The organism is Pseudomonas sp. GW821-FHT02H06 (genome assembly GCF_059421525.1).
Genome location: NZ_JBWKVD010000006.1, coordinates 269,337 through 289,378, shown reverse-complemented (window position 1 = coordinate 289,378; position 20,042 = coordinate 269,337). Strand labels below are relative to the sequence as shown.

General features: G+C 61.2%; 17 protein-coding genes. 13 read left to right on the top strand and 4 right to left on the bottom strand.

Going from position 1 to position 20,042, the window contains the following annotated elements; translation table 11 throughout:
• Positions 1 to 2 precede the first annotated feature (2 nt).
• The gene (gene rloA / locus AC07VF_RS13125) at positions 3 to 563 is read right to left on the bottom strand and encodes a retropepsin-like aspartic peptidase RloA (RefSeq protein ID WP_346627768.1); all 561 of its coding nucleotides are present in this window, start codon (positions 561 to 563) and stop codon (positions 3 to 5) included.
• Positions 564 to 859: 296 nt separating this feature from the next.
• Here rloA and AC07VF_RS13120 point away from each other — a divergent pair, with 296 nt between their 5' ends.
• From AC07VF_RS13120 to prpF, 5 genes are all read left to right on the top strand, one after another.
• A complete protein-coding gene (locus AC07VF_RS13120) occupies positions 860 to 1,567 on the top strand; it encodes a GntR family transcriptional regulator (protein ID WP_282371830.1) in 708 nt (235 codons plus the stop codon).
• Entirely contained in the window at positions 1,564 to 2,454 is an 891-nt protein-coding gene (prpB, locus tag AC07VF_RS13115; protein WP_282371831.1) for a methylisocitrate lyase, read from the top strand. Before AC07VF_RS13120 ends, prpB begins: the two co-directional genes overlap by 4 nt.
• 54 nt (positions 2,455 to 2,508) lie before the next feature.
• Positions 2,509 to 3,636, top strand: a complete 1,128-nt coding sequence (gene prpC / locus AC07VF_RS13110; RefSeq protein WP_282371832.1) for a bifunctional 2-methylcitrate synthase/citrate synthase — start codon at positions 2,509 to 2,511, stop codon at positions 3,634 to 3,636.
• A gap of 62 nt (positions 3,637 to 3,698) precedes the next feature.
• The gene (acnD, locus tag AC07VF_RS13105; protein WP_495009578.1) at positions 3,699 to 6,293 is read left to right on the top strand and encodes a Fe/S-dependent 2-methylisocitrate dehydratase AcnD; all 2,595 of its coding nucleotides are present in this window, start codon (positions 3,699 to 3,701) and stop codon (positions 6,291 to 6,293) included.
• Between the two features lie 51 nt (positions 6,294 to 6,344).
• The gene (prpF, locus tag AC07VF_RS13100; protein WP_495009579.1) at positions 6,345 to 7,535 is read left to right on the top strand and encodes a 2-methylaconitate cis-trans isomerase PrpF; all 1,191 of its coding nucleotides are present in this window, start codon (positions 6,345 to 6,347) and stop codon (positions 7,533 to 7,535) included.
• Positions 7,536 to 7,598: 63 nt separating this feature from the next.
• Here the strand turns inward: prpF and ppsR are convergent, their stop codons facing one another.
• A complete protein-coding gene (gene ppsR / locus AC07VF_RS13095) occupies positions 7,599 to 8,417 on the bottom strand; it encodes a posphoenolpyruvate synthetase regulatory kinase/phosphorylase PpsR (protein ID WP_074887131.1) in 819 nt (272 codons plus the stop codon).
• Between the two features lie 149 nt (positions 8,418 to 8,566).
• On the opposite strand from ppsR, the gene ppsA reads away from it, so the two are divergent.
• From ppsA to AC07VF_RS13055, 8 genes are all read left to right on the top strand, one after another.
• Positions 8,567 to 10,942, top strand: a complete 2,376-nt coding sequence (ppsA, locus tag AC07VF_RS13090) for a phosphoenolpyruvate synthase (RefSeq protein WP_495009580.1) — start codon at positions 8,567 to 8,569, stop codon at positions 10,940 to 10,942.
• A 171-nt stretch (positions 10,943 to 11,113) separates the two neighbouring features.
• Positions 11,114 to 12,109, top strand: a complete 996-nt coding sequence (locus AC07VF_RS13085; protein ID WP_495009581.1) for an alpha/beta fold hydrolase — start codon at positions 11,114 to 11,116, stop codon at positions 12,107 to 12,109.
• A 221-nt stretch (positions 12,110 to 12,330) separates the two neighbouring features.
• On the top strand, positions 12,331 to 12,819 hold the full coding sequence (gene rraA, locus AC07VF_RS13080; protein WP_172612638.1) for a ribonuclease E activity regulator RraA: 489 nt from the start codon (positions 12,331 to 12,333) through the stop codon (positions 12,817 to 12,819).
• Positions 12,820 to 12,870: 51 nt separating this feature from the next.
• Complete coding sequence (locus AC07VF_RS13075; protein WP_423572454.1) at positions 12,871 to 13,866, top strand: zinc transporter ZntB; 996 nt, start codon at positions 12,871 to 12,873, stop codon at positions 13,864 to 13,866.
• Between the two features lie 86 nt (positions 13,867 to 13,952).
• Positions 13,953 to 14,222 carry a CrfX protein gene (locus AC07VF_RS13070; RefSeq protein WP_423572455.1) on the top strand — a complete coding sequence of 90 codons (270 nt, stop codon included), beginning with the start codon at positions 13,953 to 13,955 and terminating at the stop codon, positions 14,220 to 14,222.
• A gap of 2 nt (positions 14,223 to 14,224) precedes the next feature.
• Positions 14,225 to 15,049, top strand: a complete 825-nt coding sequence (locus AC07VF_RS13065; RefSeq protein ID WP_037011040.1) for a mechanosensitive ion channel family protein — start codon at positions 14,225 to 14,227, stop codon at positions 15,047 to 15,049.
• An 89-nt stretch (positions 15,050 to 15,138) separates the two neighbouring features.
• Positions 15,139 to 15,729 carry an RNA polymerase sigma factor SigX gene (gene sigX / locus AC07VF_RS13060; protein ID WP_065988497.1) on the top strand — a complete coding sequence of 197 codons (591 nt, stop codon included), beginning with the start codon at positions 15,139 to 15,141 and terminating at the stop codon, positions 15,727 to 15,729.
• Positions 15,730 to 15,836: 107 nt separating this feature from the next.
• Positions 15,837 to 16,871 carry an OmpA family protein gene (locus AC07VF_RS13055; protein WP_037011036.1) on the top strand — a complete coding sequence of 345 codons (1,035 nt, stop codon included), beginning with the start codon at positions 15,837 to 15,839 and terminating at the stop codon, positions 16,869 to 16,871.
• A gap of 162 nt (positions 16,872 to 17,033) precedes the next feature.
• Here the strand turns inward: AC07VF_RS13055 and AC07VF_RS13050 are convergent, their stop codons facing one another.
• Positions 17,034 to 18,686, bottom strand: a complete 1,653-nt coding sequence (locus AC07VF_RS13050; RefSeq protein WP_495009620.1) for a bifunctional protein-serine/threonine kinase/phosphatase — start codon at positions 18,684 to 18,686, stop codon at positions 17,034 to 17,036.
• 51 nt (positions 18,687 to 18,737) lie between these two features.
• Positions 18,738 to 19,949, bottom strand: coding sequence for a nitrate/nitrite transporter (locus AC07VF_RS13045; RefSeq protein ID WP_172612634.1), 1,212 nt, complete (start codon positions 19,947 to 19,949; stop codon positions 18,738 to 18,740).
• Positions 19,950 to 20,042 lie beyond the last annotated feature (93 nt).

Below are 20,042 nucleotides of genomic sequence, written 5' to 3'. Positions count from 1 at the left end.
CGTTACTCTGCGGTTGGAGCATTGACGCAGGCAGGCTTGCCCGCTGCGTATTTCAGGCTTGGATCGACCAGCGCATCGAAGTGCTTGAGGGCTTCGGAGCCAATCAAAAGCGGGTATTGGAATGCGCTGCGGTCGGTCAAGTTCACTTCTATGGTGCGCAGCGCCTCGCCCATGCAGACATCCAGGCTGATGACCGGGCGTGCGGTGTATTTCTTGTCGTCATCGGCGTCGATGTCACCTGCGCGGCGCTTGATCTTGCTGACCCGGGCGAGGGGGCGTTCGATGGGGTGTTCGTGGGCGTCGTCGATGGCCAGGTAAAAACGCACCCAGGAATCGCCATTGCGCTTGAAGCGCTTGATGTCGCGGGCGCTCAGGGAGGCGGTTTTGGCGCCGGTGTCCAGTTTGGCCGCGACCTGCAGGTCGATGTCGGCCAGCTCGGCATATTCGTTCAGGCCATACACCGTCTTTTCAGCGGCCAGGGCCAGGCTGGGGAGAAAAAACCCGGGCAGAAAGAGGCCTGGCAGGTACAGCGATAAGAGGAAGAGAAGAGGGTGGCGGCTCATAAGTCCAGGCGCGATGAAAAGTGAAGAAGCTGCTTTGACGTCGAAAAGTGGTTTTGGTTTGACCAAGGGTGCCGCTCCTGCGAAAGCCGCCTGCTGCCCGCGTGGGCGTTTTGAGGCGGCCGGCATTCTAGCATGAAGCTTTTATGGCACCAGCGAAGGGCGGCGCGGATACGGGCTGTCGGACTTTTCGTCAAAATGTGTCGCTATTAGATGATTGTCGACAATCGCTCGTTTTGCTTTGACGAATCTGGCATCTTTCGCTAGATTTGCTGGCATTAAATCAGCAGGTGTCAACAATGTTGGATGCCGCAGAAATTCTGCCTGCCTCTCCGGTGGATGCCGAGACCCTGTCCGAGAACGTGTTCCGCCGTATTCAGGCGGCTATCGTCAAGGGCGATATCGCCCCCGGCAGCAAGATCTCCGAGCCCGAACTGGCGCGCACTTACGGCATCAGCCGAGGGCCGTTGCGCGAGGCCATTCACCGGCTCGAAGGCCAGCGCCTGTTGGTCCGCGTGCCCCACGTCGGCGCTCGCGTGGTTTCCCTGAGCCATGCCGAACTGGTCGAGCTGTATGAAATCCGCGAATCCCTCGAAGGCATGGCCTGTCGACTCGCCGCAGAGCGCATGACGGTTGAAGAAGTCGACGACCTGCGCCGCGTGCTGGAAACCCACGAGTGCGACAGCGCCTTCCAGGCCGGCGTCGGCTATTACCAGCAGGAAGGCGATTTCGACTTTCATTACCGGATCATCCAGGGCGCGCGCAACAGCACGCTGACCCAGATGCTCTGCGATGACCTCTATCAACTGGTGCGCATGTACCGCATTCAGTTCTCGACAACGCCCAACCGCCCGCGCCAGGCGTTCGCCGAGCACCACCGTATTCTCGACGCCATCGCCGACCGTGACGGCGAGCTGGCCGAGCTGTTGATGCGCCGCCACATTGCCGCATCCAAACGCAATATTGAGCAGCACTTCCACGCTGCCCCTGCCCGAGGTGAACAATGACCACAAGAACCACTCCCGGCCAACGCTTCCGTGACGCCGTTGCCAGCGAGCATCCGCTGCAAGTGGTCGGCACGATCAACGCCAACCACGCGCTGCTGGCGCAACGGGCCGGCTTCAAGGCCATTTACCTGTCCGGCGGCGGTGTCGCGGCGGGTTCGCTGGGCGTGCCGGACCTCGGCATTACCGGTCTGGACGATGTGCTCACCGACGTGCGCCGCATCACCGACGTCTGCGACCTGCCGCTGTTGGTGGACGTCGACACCGGCTTCGGTGCCTCGGCGTTCAACGTGGCGCGCACGGTGAAGTCGATGATCAAGTTCGGCGCGGCGGCGATGCACATCGAGGACCAGGTTGGCGCCAAGCGCTGCGGTCACCGGCCCGGCAAGGAAATCGTCTCGCAGCAGGAGATGGTCGACCGCATCAAGGCGGCGGTTGATGCGCGAACCGACGACAGTTTCGTGATCATGGCGCGCACCGATGCGCTGGCGGTGGAAGGGCTGGAGTCTGCTCTGGACCGCGCCGCTGCGTGCATCGAAGCGGGCGCGGACATGGTTTTCCCGGAAGCGATCACCGAGCTTGAGATGTACAAGCTGTTTGCCTCCCGGGTGAAGGCGCCGATCCTCGCCAACATCACCGAATTCGGCTCGACGCCGCTGTTCACCACCGACGAGCTGAAGTCCGCTGAAGTGGCGCTGGTGCTGTACCCGCTGTCGGCGTTCCGGGCGATGAACAAGGCGGCGGAAAACGTTTACACCGCGATTCGTCGCGACGGCACCCAGAAGAACGTCGTCGACACCATGCAGACGCGCATGGAGTTGTACGAGCGCATCGACTACCACGCATTCGAGCAGAAGCTCGATGCCCTGTTTGCGCAGAAGAAATCGTAGAAAAGCCGCAAATGAATTGCCGATTCCCACACAACTACAAGACTGGAGACAGCAATGGCTGAAGCAAAAGTATTGAGCGGCGCAGGCCTGCGAGGCCAGGTAGCCGGACAGACCGCGTTGTCCACCGTCGGCCAGGCCGGCGCCGGATTGACCTACCGCGGCTATGACGTGCGTGAACTCGCCGCCGACGCCCGATTCGAAGAAGTCGCGTACCTGCTGCTGTACGGCGAACTGCCAACCCAGGCGCAGCTCGACGGTTACCTGAAGAAACTTCAGGGCCTGCGTGACCTGCCCCAGGCGCTGAAAGAAGTGCTCGAGCGCATTCCCGCCGACACCCACCCCATGGACGTCATGCGCACCGGCTGCTCGATGCTCGGCAATCTCGAGCCCGAAGCCGGTTTCGCCCAACAGCTCGATTCCACCGACCGCCTGCTCGCCGCGTTCCCGGCGATCATGTGCTACTGGTACCGCTTCAGCCATGACGGCAAGCGCATCGATTGCGTCACTGACGAGGTGTCCATCGCCGGGCACTTCCTGAAGCTGTTGCGGGACAAGGCGCCGAGCGAACTGCACCGCAAGGTCATGGACGTGTCGCTGATTCTCTACGCCGAGCACGAATTCAACGCCTCGACCTTCACCGCCCGGGTCTGCGCGTCGACCCTGTCCGATCTGTTTTCCTGCATCACCGCAGCCATTGGCACGTTGCGCGGGCCTTTGCACGGCGGCGCCAATGAAGCGGCGATGGAGATGATCCAGAAGTTCTCGTCGGCCGAAGAAGCCACCCAGGGCACCTTGGCGATGCTCGAACGCAAGGACAAGATCATGGGCTTCGGTCACGCGATCTATAAGGACAACGACCCGCGTAACGAGGTGATCAAGGGCTGGTCGAAAAAGCTCGCGGAGGAGGTGGGCGACACGGTGTTGTTCCCGGTCTCCGAAGCCATCGACAAGACCATGTGGGAGCAGAAGAAGCTGTTCCCCAACGCCGACTTCTATCACGCCTCGGCGTACCACTTCATGGGCATCCCGACCAAGCTGTTCACCCCGATCTTCGTCTGCTCGCGCCTGACCGGCTGGGCCTCCCACGTGTTCGAACAGCGCGTCAACAACCGCATTATCCGACCGAGCGCCGAATACATCGGCGTCGAACAGCGCAAATTCGTGCCCATCGAACAGCGCTGATGGGGAAAGGAGAGTTCCACGGGGCTCTCCACCCGTAACTTTTCCGTGATCGAGTCCTGACGATGAACACTGAATACCGCAAAGCCCTGCCCGGCACTGCGCTGGATTACTTCGACGCCCGCGCGGCGGTCGATGCGATCAAGCCCGGCGCCTACGCCACGCTGCCGTACACCTCCCGCGTGCTCGCTGAAAACCTGGTGCGCCGTTGCCATCCGACGACGCTGACGGCCTCGCTCACGCAATTGATCGAACGCAAGCGCGACCTCGACTTTCCGTGGTTTCCGGCGCGCGTGGTCTGCCACGACATCCTCGGTCAGACCGCGCTGGTGGACCTCGCCGGCTTGCGCGATGCCATTGCCGACATGGGCGGCGACCCCGCGCAGGTCAATCCCGTGGTGCCCGTGCAGTTGATCGTCGACCACTCGCTGGCCGTCGAATGCGGTGGCTACGACCCGGACGCGTTCAGCAAGAACCGGGCGATTGAAGACCGTCGCAACGAAGACCGCTTCCACTTCATCAACTGGACCAAGCAGGCGTTCAAGAACGTCGAAGTGATCCCGCCGGGCAACGGCATCATGCATCAGATCAATCTGGAGCGGATGTCGCCGGTGATCCAGACGCTGAATGGCGTCGCCTTCCCGGATACGCTGGTCGGCACTGACAGCCATACGCCTCACGTGGATGCGCTGGGCGTCGTCGCCATTGGTGTCGGCGGCCTTGAAGCCGAGAACGTCATGCTCGGCCGCGCCTCGTGGATGCGCCTGCCGGACATCATCGGCGTCGAACTGTCAGGCCGTCCGCAGCCGGGCATTACCGCCACCGACGTGGTGCTGGCGCTCACCGAATACCTGCGTCAGCAAAAGGTCGTTGGCGCGTACCTTGAGTTCTACGGCGAAGGGGCCCGCGCGCTGACCCTCGGCGACCGTGCGACCATCTCGAACATGGCCCCCGAATACGGCGCGACCGCCGCCATGTTCAGCATCGATCAGCAGACGATCGACTACCTCAGACTGACCGGTCGCGAAGACCAGCAAGTGCAGTTGGTCGAGACCTTCGCCCGCCATACCGGGCTGTGGGCCGACAGCCTGGTCACGGCCGAATATGAGCGCGTGCTGCGTTTCGACTTGTCCAGCGTCGTGCGCAACATGGCCGGGCCGTCCAACCCACACGCACGTGTAGCCACTTCTGATCTCGCCGCCAAAGGCATTGCAGCGCCGTGGGAGGAAACCCCGGGCGAAATGCCGGACGGCGCGGTGATCATTGCCGCCATCACCAGTTGCACCAACACCAGCAACCCGCGCAACGTCATCGCCGCAGGTTTGCTGGCGCGCAACGCCAATCGCCTGGGTCTGACGCGCAAACCCTGGGTCAAGTCGTCCCTCGCGCCCGGATCGAAAACCGTCGCGCTGTACCTCGACGAAGCGGGGCTGACCGGCGAGCTGGAGCAACTGGGTTTCGGCATCGTCGCGTTCGCCTGCACCACCTGCAACGGCATGTCCGGCGCGCTGGACCCCGTGATCCAGCAGGAAATCATCGACCGCGACCTGTACGCCGCGGCGGTGCTGTCGGGCAACCGCAACTTTGACGGGCGCATTCACCCTTACGCCAAACAGGCCTTTCTTGCCTCGCCGCCGCTGGTGGTGGCCTACGCCATCGCCGGAACGATCCGCTTCGATATCGAGAAAGATGTGCTGGGTCTTGGCCCGAACGGCGAAGAAATCCGCCTGAAAGACCTCTGGCCGAGTGACGCCGAGATCGATCAGGTGGTGAAGGCCTCGGTCAAGCCGGAGCAGTTCCGTCAGGTGTACATCCCGATGTTCGCCATCCACGAAGATACCGGGCCGAAAGTCGCGCCGCTGTACGACTGGCGCCCGATGAGCACCTATATTCGCCGACCGCCGTACTGGGAAGGCGCCCTGGCCGGGGAGAGAACCCTCAAGGGCATGCGTCCGCTGGCGGTGTTGCCGGACAACATCACCACCGATCACCTGTCGCCGTCCAACGCAATCATGCTCGACAGCGCGGCCGGCGAATACCTGGACAAAATGGGCCTGCCGGAAGAGGACTTCAACTCCTACGCCACCCATCGCGGCGACCATCTCACAGCCCAACGCGCCACGTTTGCCAACCCCAAACTGTTCAATGAAATGGTGGTGGAGAACGGCAAGGTCAAGCAGGGTTCCTACGCGCGGATCGAGCCGGAAGGCCAGGTCACGCGGATGTGGGAGGCCATCGAAACCTACATGGCGCGCAAGCAGCCGCTGATCATCATTGCCGGCGCCGATTACGGCCAGGGTTCGTCCCGGGACTGGGCCGCCAAGGGCGTGCGCCTGGCGGGTGTCGAAGTCATCGTCGCCGAAGGCTTCGAGCGCATCCACCGCACCAATCTGGTGGGCATGGGCGTGCTGCCGCTGGAGTTCAAGCCGGGCACCAATCGCCTGACCCTGGGCATCGATGGCAGTGAAATCTACGACGTGATCGGCGCGCGCACGCCGGGTGCCACGCTGACGCTGATCATCCAGCGCAGGAACGGCGAGCGCGTTGAGGTGCCGGTGACCTGCCGCCTCGACACGGGGGAAGAGGTGTTGATCTACGAAGCCGGGGGCGTATTGCAACGCTTCGCCCAGGACTTCCTCGAATCCTCGGCCGTCGCCTGAGCCGACGCGCGCTCTGCTCTCTATATAAGAAAGGACAAGAAGGAACAGTTCATGGCTTCCACAGCACAGATCAAGATTCCCGCGACCTACATGCGCGGTGGCACCAGCAAGGGCGTGTTTTTCCTCCGGGACGATCTGCCCGAAGCCGCGCAAACCCCCGGCGCTGCCCGTGACGCCTTGTTACTGCGGGTGATCGGCAGCCCCGACCCCTACGCCAAGCAGATCGATGGCATGGGCGGCGCGACGTCGAGCACCAGCAAAACGGTCATTCTGTCGAAGAGCGAGAAAGCCGATCACGACGTCGATTACCTGTTTGGTCAGGTCGCCATCGACACGCCTTTCGTCGACTGGAGCGGTAATTGCGGCAACCTGTCGGCGGCGGTCGGCCCGTTCGCCATCAGCAACGGTCTGGTTGACCCGTCGCGCATCCCCCGCAACGGCGTGGCGGTGGTGCGCATCTGGCAGGCCAATATCGGCAAAACCATCATCGCCCACGTGCCGATGACCGACGGCGCGGTGCAGGAAACCGGCGATTTCGAGCTCGACGGCGTGACCTTCCCGGCGGCGGAAGTGCAGCTGGAGTTCATGGACCCGGCCGCGGACGAGGAGGGCGCTGGCGGCTCGATGTTCCCAACCGGCAATCTCGTGGATGAGCTTGAGGTGCCGGGTGTAGGGACGTTCAAGGCGACGATGATCAATGCCGGCATCCCGACCATCTTCGTCAACGCCGCTGACATCGGCTATAAGGGCAGCGAGTTACAGGACGCGATCAACAGCGACCCGAAAGCCCTGAGCATGTTCGAAACGATCCGCGCCTATGGGGCCGTGCGCATGGGGCTGATCGGCACTGTCGAGGAGGCAGCGACGCGTCAGCACACGCCCAAAGTGGCGTTCGTGGCCGCGCCCGCTGAATACCTGTCTTCCAGCGGCAAGCGCGTCACACCCGAAGATACTGATTTGCTGGTCCGCGCCATGTCCATGGGCAAGCTGCACCACGCCATGATGGGCACCGCGGCAGTGGCCATTGGCACGGCGGCAGCGATTCCGGGGACGTTGGTCAACCTGGCAGCGGGCGGCGGCGAACGCAGCGCCGTGCGCTTCGGCCACCCCTCCGGAACCCTGCGCGTAGGCGCTGAAGCGGTGCTGGTCGACGGCGAATGGCAAGTCAAAAAAGCCATCATGAGCCGCAGCGCACGGGTATTGATGGAAGGTTGGGTGCGCGTGCCGGGTGACAGCTTCTGACCGAACGGCAAGGCCTGACTCCGTCAACTTGCAGCTTGTAGCTTCAAACTTGCCGCTGCTCAGCTACTTAAACCGCCGCTCGACGCCTTTCTCCACCAAAACCTTCGCCGAGATTTCCTCGACCGAAAAATGCGTGGAGTTGATGTGCGGGATGTTTTCGCGGCGGAACAGGCCCTCGACTTCGCGCACCTCGAACTCGCACTGGGCGTAGCTGGCGTAGCGGCTGTTGGGTTTGCGTTCGTGGCGGATGGCGGTGAGGCGGTCGGGGTCGATGGTCAGGCCGAACAGCTTGTCCCGGTGCAGCTTCAGCGCAGCAGGCAACTGCAGGCGCTCCATGTCGTCTTCGGTCAGCGGGTAATTGGCCGCGCGGATACCGAATTGCATGGCCATGTACAGGCAGGTCGGGGTTTTGCCGCAGCGTGACACGCCCACCAGAATGATGTCGGCCTTGTCGTAATAATGGGTTCTGGCGCCGTCGTCGTTGTCCAGCGCGAAGTTCACCGCCTCGATCCGCTCCATGTAGTTGGAGTTGTGCCCGATGGAGTGGGATTTCCCCACCGAGTAGGACGAGTGTGAACTAAGCTCCAGCTCCAGCGGGGCGAGAAAGGTCGAGAAGATGTCGATCATGAAGCCGTCGGAGGTCGCGAGAATCTCGCGGATGTCCTGATTGACGATGGTGTCGAAGATGATCGGGCGGGCTTCGTCCTTCTCGGCGGCCTTGTTGATTTGCTGCACCATGGCCCGCGCCTTCTCGACGCTGTCGATATAGGGGCGCGTGAACTTGTTGAATGTAATGTTTTCAAATTGCGCTAGCAGGCTCTGGCCAAGGGTTTCGGCGGTGATGCCGGTGCCATCGGAGATGAAAAAAGCGGATCGTTTCATTTGCGCCCCGGGGCCTTAAGCTGAAGACAATTTGTGGATATGATAGGCCGGCTTGCGGGCCATGACTGGCCGCAGTCTACCCGTTTTCAATCGCCGCGATTCCCGCACCAAAGCATTTCCAACAATAACCGGTTAGTGGAGAGATCACCTTGGTAGAGTACGTAGTTTCCCTCGATAAGCTCGGCAAACATGATGTTGAGCACGTGGGGGGCAAGAACGCATCCCTCGGCGAGATGATCAGCAACCTGGCGGGCGCAGGCGTGTCCGTTCCCGGTGGCTTTGCCACTACCGCTCAGGCGTACCGTGACTTTCTTGAGCAGAGTGGCCTGAACGATCATATCCATCAGGCCCTCGACGCGCTGGATGTCGACGACGTCAACGAGTTGGCCAGAACCGGCGCCAAGATCCGTCAGTGGATCATGGAAGCTGAATTCCCCGAGAAGCTCAACGCCGAAATCCGCACCGCCTTCGCCGAGCTCTCGGCGGGCAACCCGGACATCGCGGTGGCCGTGCGCTCTTCCGCTACCGCTGAAGATTTGCCGGACGCCTCCTTCGCCGGTCAGCAGGAAACCTTCCTGAACATCCGTGGCGTCGAAAACGTGATCCGCGCGGCGAAAGAAGTGTTCGCCTCGCTGTTCAACGACCGCGCCATTTCCTACCGCGTGCATCAGGGTTTCGACCACAAGCTGGTGGCGCTGTCCGCTGGCGTGCAGCGCATGGTGCGTTCTGAAACCGGCAGCGCTGGCGTCATGTTCACCCTGGACACCGAATCCGGTTTCCGCGACGTGGTTTTCATCACCGGCGCCTACGGTCTGGGCGAGACGGTCGTCCAGGGCGCGGTCAACCCGGACGAATTCTACGTTCATAAAAACACCCTTGAAGCCGGTCGCCCGGCGATCCTGCGCCGCAACCTGGGCAGCAAGGCGATCAAGATGATCTACGGCGAAGAAGCCAAGGCCGGCAAATCGGTCAAGACCATCGACGTCGACCTGGCCGACCGCGCGCGTTTCTGCCTCAGCGACGAGGAAGTCAGCAACCTGGCACGCCAGGCCATGATCATCGAAAAGCACTACCAGTGCCCGATGGACATCGAGTGGGCCAAGGACGGCGACGACGGCCAGCTGTACATCGTGCAGGCGCGTCCGGAGACCGTGAAAAGTCGCAGTTCGTCCAATGTCATGGAGCGTTACCTGCTGAAGGAGAAGGGCACCGTTCTGGTGGAAGGCCGCGCCATCGGCCAGCGCATCGGCGCCGGCAAGGTACGGATCATCAAGGACGTGTCCGAGATGGACAAGGTCCAGCCCGGCGACGTGCTGGTCTCCGACATGACCGACCCGGACTGGGAACCGGTCATGAAGCGCGCCAGCGCTATCGTCACCAACCGCGGCGGGCGCACCTGCCACGCCGCGATCATTGCCCGCGAGCTGGGCATTCCGGCCGTAGTGGGTTGCGGCAATGCCACCGAACTGTTGCAGGAAGGTCAGGGCGTCACCGTGTCCTGCGCCGAGGGCGACACCGGTTACATCTTCGAAGGCGAGCTGGGCTTCGACATCAAGCAGAACTCCGTCGACGCCATGCCTGACCTGCCGTTCAAAATCATGATGAACGTCGGCAACCCCGATCGCGCGTTTGATTTCGCCCAGCTGCCCAATGCCGGTATCGGCCTGGCGCGTCTGGAATTCATCATCAACCGCATGATCGGCGTGCACCCCAAGGCGCTGCTGAACTACGCCAACCTGCCCCAGGACATCAAGGAAAGCGTCGACAAGCGCATCGCCGGTTACGACGATCCGGTTGGCTTCTACGTCGAGAAACTGGTGGAAGGCATCAGCACCCTGGCCGCGGCCTTCTCGCCGAAGAAAGTCATCGTGCGCCTGTCGGACTTCAAGTCCAACGAATACGCCAACCTGATCGGCGGCAAGCTCTACGAACCGGAAGAAGAAAACCCGATGCTGGGCTTCCGTGGCGCGTCGCGTTACATCAGCGAAAACTTCCGCGACTGCTTCGAGCTGGAGTGTCGCGCCCTCAAGCGCGTGCGCAACGAGATGGGCCTGACCAACGTCGAAATCATGGTGCCGTTCGTCCGCACCCTGGGCGAGGCGAGCCAGGTTATCGATTTGCTTGCTGAGAACGGTCTGGCCCGTGGCGAGAACGGTCTGCGCGTGATCATGATGTGCGAACTGCCGTCCAACGCCCTGATGGCCGATGAATTCCTCGAGTTCTTCGACGGTTTCTCCATCGGCTCCAACGACCTGACTCAGCTGACCCTGGGCCTGGACCGTGACTCCGGGATCATCGCCCACTTGTTCGACGAGCGTAATCCTGCGGTCAAGAAGCTGCTGTCCTACGCCATTCAGGCCTGCAACAAGGCCGGCAAATACATCGGCATCTGCGGCCAGGGCCCGTCCGATCACCCGGATCTGGCGCGCTGGCTGATGGAACAGGGCATCGAAAGCGTTTCTCTGAACCCCGATTCGGTACTGGAAACCTGGTTCTTCCTGTCCGAAGAGGACGCTCCAACCTGATGCAGATCGAGTAAGATGCCGGCCCGTTTCCATGGGCCGGTTTCCCGAGAGGGCGGTTTTTAACGAATCCGCCCTTTTTTGTGGGTGATTTTCAGCGCGCAGGCAGCGTCAACCTGCTGTTCCGCGCAACCGCCATTCACCCATCCACCAAGAGCGTCCAGCAAAAGCACCATGCAAAGCAGCAGTCATCTCTTTCCCGTGGCCCTGATCAGTGCCGAGCGTCGTGGCGACCTGACCGAGGACGTCTACCGTTTGAAACCCGGCAACAGCCCGGATTTCACTGTCGAAATCGCCGTCACCCGGCTGGGTCTTGTGGCTGCACCGGATGCCCGAGGCGTGCCGGTGGTCCTGCTGCACGGCAGCTTTTCCAATCGGCGCTTCTGGTACTCGCCCAAGGGCATCGGCCTGGGCGCGTATCTGGCCCGCGCCGGGTTCGATGTGTGGATCCCGGAAATGCGCGGTCACGGCCTGTCGGCGCGCAACAGTGCGTACAAAACCAATTGCGTGGCCGATTACGCACGCTTTGATCTGCCGGCCATCGCGGCGTTCGTGCGCGAGCAGACCGGCGAGGCGCCCCACTGGATCGGCCACTCCCTGGGCGGCACGACCCTGGCTGCAGCATTCGGCGGGCAGTACCTGACGGCGGACGACGCGGCCTCGGTGGCTCTGTTCGGCAGTCAGGTCACCCGAAGCCACTGGCCGCTGAAAGTACCGCCACTGCAATGGGCTGCACGGCTGCTGCTCAAGCGCTTCGAGCACGTGGCAGGCCCGCGTTTCAAGCGCGGCCCGGAAGACGAGCCCATGGGCGTCCTGCTGGAAAGCATGCGCTGGCATAGCCTGTTCGGCGGCTTCGGGCACAAGAAGGAGGACTGGTGGGCCGGGCTGCAACAGGTGACGGTCCCGCTGCTGTGCGTGGCTGGCGCTGGCGATCATCAGGACCCGGCATGGGCCTGCCGCGAGCTCTTCGAGCGGTTCGGCAGCGAAGACAAGACGTTTCTCGTCCTGGGCCGCGAACAGGGTTTCAGTGAAGACTTCGGCCACGTGCCGATGCTGGTCAGCAAAGCCGCGCAAACCCAGGTGTGGCCTCGCGTGGCGGACTGGTTGAACCGCCATGTTCCGGTGGTAAAGGCTGAATCAACGCTGAACATGATGGCAACTCCGTCATAGTCACGGTTTCAGCCATTCCTTGGACGCCGACTTGTCGCTAAGCTGCACCCATTCTTCATCACCGGGGCCGAACGGCAGGTGGCGACTCGTTGGTCAGGTTTGTGTTCTGTATGAGGTGCTTTATAAGGATGCAGCCCGTTGAAGCGTCGGCCGTTGACGCAGGCCGTCTATCCTTGTAGTTGTTTTCCCTCATCACAGAGCTTTCCTGACAGGAGTTACCCATGCATTACATCACCCCGGACTTGTGCGACGCCTACCCTGAGCGGGTTCAGGTGGTGGAGCCGATGTTCAGCAACTTTGGTGGCCGTGATTCATTCGGCGGCGAGATCGTCACGCTCAAGTGCTTCGAAGACAATTCGCTGGTGCGCGAGCAGGCCGAACAGCCTGGCCACGGAAAAGTATTGGTCGTGGACGGCGGAGGCTCGCTGCGTTGCGCATTGCTCGGCGACATGATTGCCGAAAAAGCAGCGAAAAACGGTTGGGAGGGCATGGTGATCTTCGGCTGCGTCCGCGACGTCGATGTACTTGCACAGACCGACCTCGGCGTGCAGGCATTGGCCAGTCACCCCCTCAAGACCGAAAAGCGTGGCCTCGGTGACCTGAACAAGGTGGTGACCTTCGGCGGTGTGACGTTCAAGCCGGGCGAATTCATCTATGCCGACAACAACGGAATCATCGTCTCGCCCAGCGCACTGAAGATGCCGGACTGATCGGTTTTATCCCTCTTCACGCTGGTAGCCATTCACTCAGCAAGGACACGAATGTTCGACGAAACAAACGCGCAGTGGGGGCTGGTTCATGCCCTTGTGTTGGACGGGAAGGGCGGGGCGCGTTCAATCCCCCGAACTGCACTGGATGGCCTGCAGCTGGAGCCCCACGAAAGTGTGTGGCTCCACTGGGACCGCAGCCATCCGCAGACCCAGACCTGGCTGCGCAAGACCAGCGGTCTCAGCGAATTCGTTTGTGACCTGATGCTGGAAGAAAACACCCGGCCACGGCTGCTGGCCTTGCCCGACAACGAGCTGTTGCTGTTCCTGCGCGGGATCAACCTGAACCCTGGCGCCGAACCGGAAGACATGGTCTCGGTACGCATCTTTGCCGCCGCCCAGCGCGTTATCTCGTTGCGATTGCGCTCGCTAAGGGCAACCGATGAGCTGATCACTTCACTGAATGAGGGCAAGGGTCCTAAAACCGCGTCCGAATTGCTGCTGTACCTGGCTCAGTTTCTGACCGACAAGGTTCAGGCAGTGGTCAGCGAGCTGACCGAACTGGTCGATGACATGGAAGAACGCATAGATGCCGACGAGCGGTATCTGCCCGAGCACGGCAACATGGTGCACATCCGTCGGCGAGCGGCAGGACTGCGTCGGTTCCTTGCACCGCAGCGCGAAATCTACGCCCAGCTGACGCGCAGCAAGATGCCGTGGTTCGTGGAAGACGATGCCGACTACTGGAACGAATTGAACAACAGCCTGACGCGCTATCTCGAAGAGCTGGAATTGACCCGAGAGCGCGTGGGGCTGGTGCTTGAGGCGGAAGACAGGCGCCTCAACGAGCGAATGAACAGGACCATGTATCGGTTTGGGATCATCACTGGGATCTTCCTGCCGATGAGCTTCCTGACAGGATTGTTGGGGATCAACGTGGGGGGCATCCCGGGGTCGGAAAATCCCTACGGATTTGTGTACGCTTGCGGCCTGATGCTCATTGTGGCCGTCGGCCAGATGTGGCTGTTCAAGCGTTTGCGCTGGGTGTGAGGATGAAAAATCGGAAGGCGTTCATGTGTGTCGTGTGACTCAGGCAGAATTGGCTGCGTCTTTCAGTGACATTGCGTGAGGTGCCTATGCACGACCCGTTTGAAGAATCACTGCGAGACATGCTCAACTCGTCGTCCAGCAGCCGGGACGACGATGCCGTTCTGGGCCGAGTGTTGAAGACCGCCAACCGTCAGGTGGGCGCCGGTGATCTGTTCAGTCTTCTGGGTCGTTGCACGCAGGCTTTGATGATCGCCGTCAATAACGGCTCCGCTCACGTTTCACCCGTTTCCCGCCGCAAAGCGACACGCGCCGGTACTACGTTTCCCGGTGCGGGTACACAAGAAAAGGCTGATTGAATATGGAATTGGATCTCTGGACGCAGAGCCTGGTTACCGCAATGACTGCGCTGTGGACCAAAGTCGCGAATTTCATCCCGAATCTGTTCGGCGCGCTGGTCGTAGTGCTTTTGGGCTTCGTGGTGGCAAAGCTGCTCGACACCCTGCTTTCGAAGTTGTTGGCCAAACTCGGTCTGGATCGCCTGATGGGCGGCACCGGTTTGACCAAGCTGATCAGCCGCGCGGGCATTCAGGTCCCGATTTCGACCCTGATCGGCAAGATCGTTTATTGGTTCGTGCTCTTGATTTTTCTGGTGTCGGCGGCAGAATCGCTGGGGCTGGAGCGGGTTTCGGCGACGCTGGACATGCTGGCGCTCTACCTGCCGAAGGTGTTTGGCGCCGCGCTGGTGTTGCTGGTGGGTGTCTTGCTGGCGCAGTTGGTCAACGGTATTGTGCGGGGCGCTGCCGAAGGGGTGGGCCTGGATTACTCGGCTGGCCTGGGGCGAATCGCCCAGTGGCTGGTGATCATCATCAGTATTTCGGTGGCGATCAGTCAGCTGGAGGTCAAAACCGACCTGCTGAACCACGTTATTGTTATCGGATTGATTACCGTTGGTCTGGCCGTTGCGCTGGCCATGGGCCTGGGAAGCCGCGAAATCGCGAGCCAGATCCTGGCAGGAATTTATGTACGTGAGCTGTACCAGGTAGGGCAACAAGTGCGTGTGGGTGAGGTCGAAGGGCAGATCGAAGAAATTGGCACGGTGAAGACCACCCTGCTGACCGAGGAAGGCGAGTTGGTGTCTTTGTCCAACCGGATCCTCCTCGAGCAGCGAGTGAGCAGCCGTTGAGCCGGCGAATCTGCTAATGTATGCCGCCGCGAAACCCGGGCGATTCCCGGACGCGGCGGACATCTACCCGACTGTCGGCACGACTTGTTTTGAATAACGTTCAAACGCCCTCTCTGCGCTACGACCCACGCGAGCTCTCCGATGAGGAGCTGGTTGCGCGTTCGCACGCCGAGCTGTTTCATGTGACGCGTGCCTACGAAGAGCTGATGCGTCGTTACCAGCGGACACTTTTTAACGTCTGCGCACGGTATCTGGGGAACGATCGCGATGCTGACGATGTCTGTCAGGAAGTGATGCTTAAGGTGTTGTATGGCTTGAAGAACTTCGAGGGTAAATCGAAGTTCAAAACCTGGCTCTACAGCATCACGTACAACGAATGCATCACGCAGTACAGGAAGGAGCGGCGAAAGCGTCGGTTGCTGGACGCTTTGAGTCTTGACCCCCTCGAGGAAGCGTCGGAAGAAAAGACGCCGAAACCAGAAGAAAAGGGCGGGCTTGATCGTTGGCTTGTGCATGTGAATCCGATCGACAGGGAAATTCTGGTGCTACGATTTGTCGCAGAGCTGGAATTTCAGGAGATCGCTGACATCATGCACATGGGCCTGAGTGCCACGAAAATGCGTTACAAACGGGCACTTGATAAATTACGTGAGAAATTTGCAGGCGTTACCGAAACTTAACTCGGTGCAAATATCTCTAACGAGCAGGCAAGTTCTGATAGACTTGCCGACGAGTTGTCTCTCGCTAAGGGGGACTGCTTTACAATCACCAGATGGGGATTTAACGGATGAAACTGAAAAACACCTTGGGCTTGGCCATTGGTACTATTGTTGCCGCAACTTCGTTCGGCGCTCTGGCTCAAGGCCAAGGCGCAGTCGAAATCGAAGGCTTCGCCAAGAAAGAACAGTTCGACAGCGCTCGTAATTTCAAAAACGACGGCAACCTGTTCGGCGGTTCTGTTGGCTACTTCCTGACCGACGACGTTGAATTGCGTCTGGGCTATGACGAAGTGCACAACGTCCGTAGCGACAATGGCCAGAACATCAAGGGCGCGAACACCGCTCTGGACGCTCTGTACCACTTCAACAACCCGGGCGACATGCTGCGTCCATACGTTTCGGCTGGTTTCTCCGATCAGAGCATCGATCAGAACGGCAGCAACGGTCGTAACCGCTCCACCTTCGCCAACATCGGCGGCGGTGCCAAGCTGTACTTCACTGACAACTTCTATGCCCGTGCTGGCGTTGAAGCTCAGTACAACATCGACCAAGGCGACACCGAGTGGGCGCCAAGCGTCGGTATCGGTGTGAACTTCGGCGGCGGTTCGAAGAAAGTTGAAGCAGCACCGGCTCCAGTAGCTGAAGTGTGCTCCGACAGCGACAACGACGGCGTTTGCGACAACGTTGACAAGTGCCCTGACACCCCAGCAAACGTGACTGTTGACGCTAACGGCTGCCCAGCTGTTGCTGAAGTCGTACGCGTTGAGCTGGACGTTAAATTCGACTTCAACAAGTCGGTTGTGAAGCCAAACAGCTACGGCGACATCAAGAACCTGGCTGACTTCATGAAGCAGTACCCACAAACCACCACCACTGTTGAAGGTCACACTGACTCCGTCGGTCCTGACGCTTACAACCAGAAGCTGTCCGAGCGTCGTGCAAACGCCGTTAAGCAAGTTCTGGTTAACCAGTACGGTGTTGGCGCTAACCGCGTAAACTCGGTTGGCTACGGTGAAACCCGCCCAGTTGCTGACAACGCAACTGACGCTGGCCGCGCTGTAAACCGTCGCGTAGAAGCACAAGTAGAAGCCCAAGCTAAGTAATTAGCCTCGCTTCACGAAAAACCCGGCTCCGGCCGGGTTTTTCTTTGCCTGCGATTTAACCTCCTCTCGTCCCCATTCATTCCCGGTCTGATCGTCTAAGCGAATAGACAGAGATGAACCTGGATCCATCTAAGCAGATGCCCTTGAACGACTAAGTCCAGACTAGCGTTTGAGCAGCAAACCCCACAAAACCAGATTGATCAGCAGCGACATCAGCGCAACTGCGCGCCAAACCTTGAGCGGCTCGCGCTCCAGCAGTGGGACAGTGCGTTTATCCAGCGGCGAAAGTTCGCCCTGTTGAAAATGCACGAGCCAGTGCTCCGCAGTCTCGAAACGCTTCAGCGGATCAGCCAGCAGCGCGCGTTGCAGATGCTGCTCTAGCCACTCCGGGACATCCGGTCGGTAACGACTAACCGACAGCGGTTTGCCAAAGCGGCGGCGCTGGAAGGGCTCGATCTCGCCGTAGGGGTAATGACCGGTCAGCAGGAAATACAGCGTGACGCTGGCGGCATACAGGTCGAAACCCGGGCAGGGTTCTGCGCCTTCGAAGACTTCAGGCGCCATGAAGCTGGGTGTACCAGGCACGTCGCCGTCTTGATCCACTGACAGACCCGGGCTGTAGGCGAGCCCGAAATCCAGGAGGCGCAAACCTCCCGCCTGCTCGAGCAGCAGATTTTCCGGCTTGATGTCGCGGTGAATGATGTTGCGCCGGTGCAGCAGACCAACGGCAGCGATCAACTCCCTCGCCAGACTCAGCCACGGCGACAGCGCCATCGGCCCTTCCTGCTCAAAGATCTCAGCCAGGGTCTGCCCGGGGTACTCGCGCATGACGTAGTACAAATGCTGGCGCTGTCCGAGTGGGTGCAGCTCGGGAAAGAAGCGACCCGCGACGCGACGCAGGAACCATTCTTCGAGCAACAAGGCCTCTGCCGCGCCGGCCTCGTTAACCCGTGAGGGCGGCAGCGTCTTCAGTAGCCACGGTTGCTGTTGGCTGTCGCGTACGCGGTAGAGCAGGGACTGTCGCGAGTCGCTCAAGCGCGTTTCGACCTGCCAGCCTTCGAACGTCTGGTCTGCTTTGAGAAGGGGCGGGGCAGGCCATTGCTGCAGTTGCAGCAGCGTTTCACCCAAGCTGTCCGAGCCCAACTGATCCACCTGGATCAGCAAGGCGCTGGCATTATCGGCGCTGCCCGAAAGATGCGCGGCGTTGACCAGCGTTCGGACAGCTGTGTCCAGATCTGCCTGTTCGTTGAGGATCGAGCCGATTCGGTCATCGCCCAGCGTTGCCCACACGCCGTCGCTGACCAGCAGCAAGCGCTCGCCGGGCCGCAGTTCGCCGTCCAGGTAATCCATGACCACGTATTGATCCAGACCCAGCGCGCGTTTCAGCACGTGCTGCATGTCTGTCTGTTCCCAGACGTGGTCCTGGCTGATTCGCTGCAGCAGCCCTGAGTGCCAGCGGTACACACGACAGTCGCCGACATGGGCGAGGGTGAATCGTCGCCCACGCAGGACCAGCGCACTGAGGGTGGTCAACAAGCCGTTGGCCAGCAGCCAGCGGTTCTGTGCCAGCAGCAGGCGGTCAAGGGCCTGGGCGACGCTCCAGGTTTCCGGCGTCGCGTAGTAGTGCATTGCCAGCGCTTGCAGCGTGGCCCGGGAGGCCAGACCGCCATCGGCGCATTGGCTGACGCCATCGGCAAGGGCGAACAGATAGCCTTTGCTGGCCGCGAGCGCCGGAGCAGGAGTGACCACGCGAAGGGCGTCCTGATTCTCCGCCCGCGGCCCGGTGGCGCTGAATTCGGCGACGCGCAGTTGCAAACCGGTCGCAGTGGGCGTGACCGGCGTCAGCCCCGGATTGACGCTCACGGCCTAGACACGGGCGGCGGTGACCGCGGCCGAGCCCCAAGTGGTTCTCCAGCGACGCTTGACGTTCATCAGGCCGAACCAGGCCAGCACGCCAAGGAATGCGAACAGCCACAGGCCCAGTTGGTACTCGCCAGTGTTCTGCTTGATCGCGCCAAGCCCGGCGGCGAGCAGGAAGCCACCGATGCCGCCGGCCATGCCGATCAGGCCGGTCATCACGCCGATCTCCTTGCGAAAGCGTTGCGGCACCAGCTGGAACACCGCGCCGTTACCGGCACCGAGGCCGAGCATGGCCGCGACGAACAGCGCCAGTGCGGCCCATGAGCTGGGCAGGTTAAACCCGACGGCGGCGATGCAGATGGCGGCGACGGCGTACATGCCCGACAGCGTGCGAATCCCGCCGAAGCGATCGGCAAGGGCGCCGCCCAGTGGCCGCATCATGCTGCCGCCGAAGACGCAGGCGGCGGTGTAGTAACCCGCCGTCACCGGACTCAAGCCGTATTGATCGTTGAAGTAGCCGGGCAGGGCGCTGGCCAGGCCGATGAAGCCGCCGAAGGTCACGCTATAAAAGAACATGAACCACCAGCTGTCGCGGTCGCCCAGGGCTTTGAAATAGTCAGCCATGGATTTGGCTTTGGGGCGTTCCGGGGCGTTTTTCGCCATGAGCGAGAACGCGATGAGGGTCAGCAGCAATGGCGCGACGGCAAAGCCGAACACGTTGTTCCAGCCAAAGCTGGCGGCGAGGACGGGCGCGATCAGTGCGGCGAACACAGTGCCGGAGTTGCCGGCGCCGGCGATGCCCATGGCTTTGCCCTGATGCTGCGGCGGGTACCACTGGGAGGCCAGCGGCAGGGCCACGGCGAATGAGGCGCCCGCCATGCCAAGGAATACGCCGAGCAGCAGCGCCTGTTCATAGCTGTGAATGCCCAGTTGCCAGGCGCCCAGCAGCGCGGTGATGACGATGACCTGGCCGATGATCCCGGCAGTTTTTGGCGACAACTGATCGGCCAGCATGCCCATGATGAAGCGCAGCACCGCACCCGCGAGAATCGGCGTGGCGACCATCAGGCCCCGCTGCTGGGTGGTCAGGTGCAGGTCGGCGGCAATCTGCACGGCCATCGGGCCGAGCAGGTACCAGACCATGAAGCTCAGGTCGAAATACAGGAACGCTGCGAACAGTGTCGGTTTATGGCCGGCTTTCCAGAAACTCGTGTTCATCTACCACCTCATCTGCAGGGATTCGTGTTCGGTGGAGATGTCGCTCGCACCGCTACGGGTCAGGTCATGCAGGCGAAGCACCAGACCGGCACT

What these genes read in the sequence shown, in the direction of transcription:
- rloA (WP_346627768.1), bottom strand. Translation starts at nt 563, where the DNA reads ATGAGCCGCCACCCTCTTCTCTTCCTCTTATCGCTGTACCTGCCAGGC.
- AC07VF_RS13120 (WP_282371830.1), top strand. Translation starts at nt 860, where the DNA reads ATGTTGGATGCCGCAGAAATTCTGCCTGCCTCTCCGGTGGATGCCGAG.
- prpB (WP_282371831.1), top strand. Translation starts at nt 1,564, where the DNA reads ATGACCACAAGAACCACTCCCGGCCAACGCTTCCGTGACGCCGTTGCC.
- prpC (WP_282371832.1), top strand. Translation starts at nt 2,509, where the DNA reads ATGGCTGAAGCAAAAGTATTGAGCGGCGCAGGCCTGCGAGGCCAGGTA.
- acnD (WP_495009578.1), top strand. Translation starts at nt 3,699, where the DNA reads ATGAACACTGAATACCGCAAAGCCCTGCCCGGCACTGCGCTGGATTAC.
- prpF (WP_495009579.1), top strand. Translation starts at nt 6,345, where the DNA reads ATGGCTTCCACAGCACAGATCAAGATTCCCGCGACCTACATGCGCGGT.
- ppsR (WP_074887131.1), bottom strand. Translation starts at nt 8,417, where the DNA reads ATGAAACGATCCGCTTTTTTCATCTCCGATGGCACCGGCATCACCGCC.
- AC07VF_RS13085 (WP_495009581.1), top strand. Translation starts at nt 11,114, where the DNA reads ATGCAAAGCAGCAGTCATCTCTTTCCCGTGGCCCTGATCAGTGCCGAG.
- rraA (WP_172612638.1), top strand. Translation starts at nt 12,331, where the DNA reads ATGCATTACATCACCCCGGACTTGTGCGACGCCTACCCTGAGCGGGTT.
- AC07VF_RS13075 (WP_423572454.1), top strand. Translation starts at nt 12,871, where the DNA reads ATGTTCGACGAAACAAACGCGCAGTGGGGGCTGGTTCATGCCCTTGTG.
- AC07VF_RS13070 (WP_423572455.1), top strand. Translation starts at nt 13,953, where the DNA reads ATGCACGACCCGTTTGAAGAATCACTGCGAGACATGCTCAACTCGTCG.
- AC07VF_RS13065 (WP_037011040.1), top strand. Translation starts at nt 14,225, where the DNA reads ATGGAATTGGATCTCTGGACGCAGAGCCTGGTTACCGCAATGACTGCG.
- AC07VF_RS13055 (WP_037011036.1), top strand. Translation starts at nt 15,837, where the DNA reads ATGAAACTGAAAAACACCTTGGGCTTGGCCATTGGTACTATTGTTGCC.
- AC07VF_RS13045 (WP_172612634.1), bottom strand. Translation starts at nt 19,949, where the DNA reads ATGAACACGAGTTTCTGGAAAGCCGGCCATAAACCGACACTGTTCGCA.